General features: G+C 73.0%; 1 protein-coding gene. It reads right to left on the bottom strand.

What is annotated here, in order from left to right:
• The coding region (locus ABT160_RS46080; RefSeq protein ID WP_502984424.1) for an amino acid adenylation domain-containing protein at positions 1-6,014 on the bottom strand (6,014 nt) is incomplete at both ends.

Here is a 6,014-nt window from a genome sequence, read left to right on the forward strand (position 1 = left end):
GAACCGAACACCGACACCAGATTCGCCAACGCCCCATGCCCCACACCCACACCCTTCGGCCGACCAGTCGACCCAGACGTGTAGATCACATAGGCCAATGCGTCTCCGGAGAGATCGAGTTGGGCTGGCGCCTCCGTCGGTACGGCGTCGAGGGCGGCGCGCGTGCGCGCGTCGTCGAGGACGACGACCGGGAGCTCTCCCCCGGGGAGTACGGCGGCCAGCGCCGTGGTCGTCAGGGCGAGGGCCGCCCCGCTGTCGGCGAGGACGTAGGCGATGCGCTCGGCCGGGTTCTCCGGGTCGAGCGGGAGGTAGGCGGCGCCCGCCTTCCAGACGCCCAGGATGGACGCGATGAACTCGGCGTCGCGGTCCAGGCAGAGGCCGACGACCGACTCTGGGCCGACGCCCCTGCCGATCAGCAGGTGCGCGATGCGGTTGGCGCGGGCGTCCAGTTCCGCGTACGTGACCTCGACGTCGCCGGCGATCACGGCGACCGCGTCGGGGGTACGGGCGGCGTGCGCCGCGAACAGCTCGGGGACGGTGGCCGGGTCGACCGGCGCGGCCGTGTCGTTCCAGTCCACCAGCAGCGACCGGCGCTCGGCCGCGTCCAGGACGTCGACCTGGCTGACGCGTGACCGCGGTTCGGCGACGAGGCGGGCGAGGACCCGGGCCCAGCGCTCGGCCAGGCGGGCCGCCGTCTCCGGCTCGAACAGGTCGGCCGCCGCGACGATCGAGCCGCGCAGTCCGGCCGGGGCGCCCTCGGCGTCGAAGGCCTCGGCCATCTCGACGGCCAGGTCGAACTTGGCCGCGGCCTGTCCGGGCGCGGAGGCCCGCGGCGACTCGTCGGCCGTGGTGGACCCCTCGGTCGCCCCGGGGGCACCGGTGCGCAGTCCGGGCAGGTCGAGGACGGCTTCCGCGTTGTTCTCCAGGGTGACCATGACCTGGAAGAGCGGGTGGCGGGCCAGGGACCGCGTCGGCGCGAGCTCCTCCACCAGCTTCTCGAACGGCACGTCCTGGTGCGCGTAGGCGGCGAGGCCAGTCTCGCGGACCCGGGCCAGCACCTCGCGGAACGTCGGGTCACCCGACAGGTCCGTACGCAGCACCAGCGTGTTCACGAAGAACCCGACCAGGTCGTCGAGCGCCACGTCCGTGCGCCCGGCGTTGACCGAGCCGACGGGGATGTCGGTGCCCGCGCCCAGTCGGGACAGCAGGACCGCGGACGCGGCCTGGAGCAGCATGAACACGGTCACGCCCTCGGCCCGCGCCAGCTCCTGGAGCCGGGCGTGGACGTCGGCGGGGACCTCGACGGGGACGCGGTGGCCGCGCCCGGTGGCGACCGCCGGACGGCGGTGGTCGGCGGGGAGCTCCAGCTCCTCCGGCGCTCCGGCCAGCTTCCCGCGCCAGTAGGCGACGTGACGACTCATCAGGCTGTCGGGGTCGTCCTCGTCGCCGAGGAGGTCCCGCTGCCAGAGCGCGTAGTCCGCGTACTGCACCGGCAGCGGCTCCCACGCGGGGGCCCGCCCGGCGCTGCGTGCCGCGTACGCCTCGGACAGGTCACGCGCCAGCGGACGCTTCGACCAGCCGTCGCTCGCGATGTGGTGCATGACCACGACCAGCACCTGCTCCTCCGCCCCGGCGGCGAAGAGCCAGGCACGGAAGGGCATTTCGGTGGACAGGTCGAAGGCGTAGTCGGCCGCGGCGGCGACCGCGTCCTCCAGGTCCTCGGCGGCGACCTCGACGAGCGGCAGCTCCCAGGTCAGCTCCCCGACGGGGACGACGCGCTGGTACGGCTCTCCGTCCGCGGCGGGGAACACGGTGCGCAGCACCTCGTGCCGCTCGACCACGTCCCGCAGGGCCGCGCCGAGCGCGCCCCGGTCGACGTCGCCGGCGAGGCGGAGCGCCACCGGCACGTTGTAGGCGGAGTTCGGCCCCTCCAACTGGCTGATGAACCAGAGGCGTTGCTGTGCGTACGACAGCGGTGTCCGCTCCGGGCGGGCCACGGGGGCCAGTGCCGCACGGGCCGCCTCCGCACCGGCGATGCGGGCGGCGAGGCCGGCGACGGTCGGGGCCTCGAACAGGGCCGCCATCTCCAGCTCGACGCCGAGCACGGCGCGGATGCGGCTGACCAGCCGGACGGCGAGCAGGGAGTGCCCGCCGAGCGTGAAGAAGCTCTCCTCGACACCGACCCGCTCCAGGCCGAGGACCTGGGCGAACGCCGCGCAGAGGATCTCCTCCTGGAGGTTGGCCGGTGCGCGTCCGGCACCGGCGGAGCCGGACGCGTCCGGCGCGGGCAGCGCCTTGCGGTCGAGCTTGCCGTTGCCGGTCAGCGGCAGCGCGTCCAGGACGACAACCGCCGACGGCACCATGTGCTCCGGCAGCCGTACGGAGGCGAACTCCCGTACCTGGGACGCGAGATCAGCATCTACCTCGTCCAGGTCCGACGGGACGACGTACGCGACCAGGCGCGTGTCGCCCGGCACGTCCTCGCGGGCGATGACGGCGGCCTGGGCCACCTCACGGTGCGCGGCCACGACCGCCTGCACCTCCCCCGGCTCGATCCGGAAGCCACGGACCTTGACCTGCTCGTCCGAACGGCCCAGGTACTCCAGGAGCCCCTCGGTCGTCCAACGGGCCACGTCACCGGTGCGGTACATCCGCTGGCCCGTCTCGAAGGGGTTCGCGGTGAAGCGCTCGGCCGTCAGGCCGGGGCGCTTGACGTAACCGCGGGCGAGCTGGATGCCCGCGATGTACAGCTCGCCGGCGACACCCGCGGCGACCGGCTGAAGGCGCTCGTCAAGGACGTACAGGCGGGTGTTCGCGATCGGACGACCGATCGGCACCGACTCACCCAGCTCCTGACCGGCCGCTATCTCGAAGACACAGCAGCCCACCACGGTCTCCGTCGGACCGTACTCGTTGACGACCACCGACTCGGGGGCCAGCGCAAGCCACTCCCGTACCACCGCCGGGGGCAGCGCCTCGCCACCCACGACCCAGGTACGAGCCGCCTGGGCGACGTCCTCGCCCGACAGCATCTCCTTGAGCAGCGGAAGGTGCGCGGGTACTGCCTTGACCAGGCCGAAGTCGCCCGGCTGACGCATCAGCTCCGCCAGGCCCTCGGCCCCGCCCTGCTCGCTGGCGATGACCGGCGAACCCGAGGCCAGGGGCACCAGGACGCTCGTCACGGTCAGGTCGAAGGCGAGGGAGGAGTGCAGCGGCGCGCCACCCGTGTGGTAAGCGCCCACGGCCCAGGACACATAGTTCGCCAGGCCTTCGTGGGTGATCGCCACACCCTTCGGACGCCCGGTGGAACCGGAGGTGTAGATCACGTACGCGAGCGAGCGCCGGTCGGTGTGAAGCCCCGGGGCCTCATCGGACGCGGACGCAAGCTGCATCCGTACAAGGGCACTGTCCACCGCGACGTACCGGTTACGCCCGGCCGGAAGGTCGTCCAGGATCTCCCCGGTCGTCAGCGTCAGCGCCGCACCCGAATCACCCAGCATGAAGTTGATGCGTTCCGCCGGATAGTCCGGATCGATCGGCAGATAGCCAGCACCCGCCTTCCACACCGCGAGCATGCTCACCACGGCATCGACACCACGCGGCAGGCACAGGCCCACCAGCGACTCCGCGCCGATCCCCTGGCCCACCAGGTAGGACGCCAGACGATTCGCCCGAGCATCCAGCTCCGCATACGTCAGCGACTCCGCACCCGCCACCACCGCAACGGCCTCGGGCACCCGCGCCACCTGCGCCGCGAACAGCCCCGGCACAAGCAGCGAACCAAGATCCGCATCCGTGGCGTTCCACTCCTCCACCACCCGGGCCCGCTCCCCCGCACCCAGCACGTCGATGACGGCGAGCGGGGTGTCCGGGCCGCCGGACAGGGCGGTCTCCAGTGCGGTGACCAGGTTCTCGGTGGCCGTGCGGACGAGGGCGGTCACCGCGTCCGGGCCGATCGGGGCGACGGCGTCCACCGCGAGGGCGAGGCTGTCGCCGTCGTCGTTGACCGCGACGGAGAGCGGGTAGTTGGTGCGGTCGTGGGTCCAGACGGTGCGGATGCCCGTGATCTCGGCGTTGCGGGTGCGCGCCGCGTGCTGTCCGGCGTTGTGCCGGTAGTTGAAGAAGGACGTGAAGACGGGGCTGTCGCCCGTGACGCCGCTGGCGCGCTGGGCCACGGCGAGCGGGGCGTGCTCGTGCTCCAGGAGGCGGGCGAGCTGGCCGCGCATGGCCTCGACGGCCTCGCGGGCGCCGAGTGCGCCGGTGGGGACGCGCACGGGCAGCGTGTTCATGAAGGGGCCGGGCACGCGGTCGGCTCCGGCGCCGGCGTTCATGCGGCCGACCAGGACGGTGCCGAAGACCACGTCCGTACGTCCGGAGACCGCGGCGAGGGCGCGTGCCCAGGCGACGTGCAGGACGGGGGCGGGGCTGACGCCGAGGCGGCGGGCCGCGTCCCTGACGCGGGTGGTCAGCTCGGACGAGAACTCCAGTTCGCCCCGGACGACGCCCGCGCCGTCGCCGCGCACGTCCGCGACCCCGTAGGGGGCGGTCGGCTCGGTGACGTCGCCGAGCAGGTCGGCGAAGTAGCGCTCGTGCTCGGACTCCTCGACGCCGCCGCGCGCCTGGGCGACGAAGTTGCGGAACGGCAGCGGCTCGGGCAGTTCGTCGCCGCGTCCGGTGAGGAAGGCGTGCACCTCTTCGAGGAGGAGTTCCTTGGCGGTGTGGTCCTGCACCATGTGGTGCATCCGCAGGAGGGCCAGGCACTGGTCGCCGCCGGGGACGGCGGCGAGGTGGACGTCGATGAGCGGGGCCCGGCCGAGGTCCATGGCGGAGCCGCCGGCCGTGACGAGGTCGGCGACGGGGTCGGTGGTGTCGGCGGCGAGGGTGATCTCGGTGACGGGAAGTGTGGCGTGGCGCCACACCACCTGGACGGGCTCGCGCAGTCCGTCCCACACGATGGAGGTCCGGTAGATGTCGTGCCGGTCCACCACCTGCTGGAGGGCGGCCAGGAACGCGTCGAAGCGCTCCCGGGAGTCGAACTCGACGACGGTGGGGACGGCGTACGCGTCGTCGCCCTCCGCGAGGAGGTGGTGGAAGAGCAGGCCCTCCTGGAGGGGGGCGAGCGGGTAGACGTCGGCGACGTTGGGCGCGCCGCCGTCCACGGCGGCGACCACGACGGCGACCTCGTCCTCGGTGAGGTCGACGAGCGGCAGCATGGCCGGGGTGAGGGCGGTGGCGTCCTCGGGGATGAGGTTCGCGGGCACGGCGACCTGGGCGCCGCCCGCCGTACGGGCGAGGCCCGCGGCGGTCGGGGTCTCGAACAGGGCGCGTACGGAGAGCGGGACGCCGCGTTCGCGCAGTCGCTCGACCAGGCGCACGGCGAGGAGGGAGTGGCCGCCGAGGGCGAAGAAGTTGTCGTCGACGCCGACGTCGTCCAGGCCGAGCGCCGCGGCGAACTCCTCGCAGAGGACGCGCTCTTCGCGGGTGGCGGGCGCGCGGCCCTGGCCGGTCGCGTAGGCGGGGGCGGGGAGGGCCGCGCGGTCGAGCTTTCCGTTGACCGTCAGGGGCAGAGCGTCCAGGACCACGACGGCGGACGGGACCATGTACGACGGGAGCCGGTCGGCGGCGAAAGCGGTGGTAAGTGACGGGAGTTCGGCCGGGTCGGCGGACTCCTCCGGGACGACGTAGGCGACCAGGCGCTTGTCGCCGGGCACGTCCTCACGGGCGACGACCGCGGCCTGGGCGACGTCCGGGTGCGCGGCGAACGCCGACTGCACCTCGCCGAGTTCGATGCGGAAGCCGCGGATCTTCACCTGCTCGTCCGCGCGCCCCACGAACACCAACTCACCACCCGCAGTCCACCGCACCACATCACCCGTGCGATACAACCGACTGCCCGCGCCACCGAACGGATCAGCAACGAACCGCTCAGCCGTCAACCCAGCCCGACCCACATACCCACGAGCCAACTGAGCCCCACCGATATACAACTCACCCGCCACACCCACCGGCACCGG

The organism is Streptomyces sp. NPDC001941 (genome assembly GCF_040296945.1).
Taxonomy (GTDB): domain Bacteria; phylum Actinomycetota; class Actinomycetes; order Streptomycetales; family Streptomycetaceae; genus Streptomyces.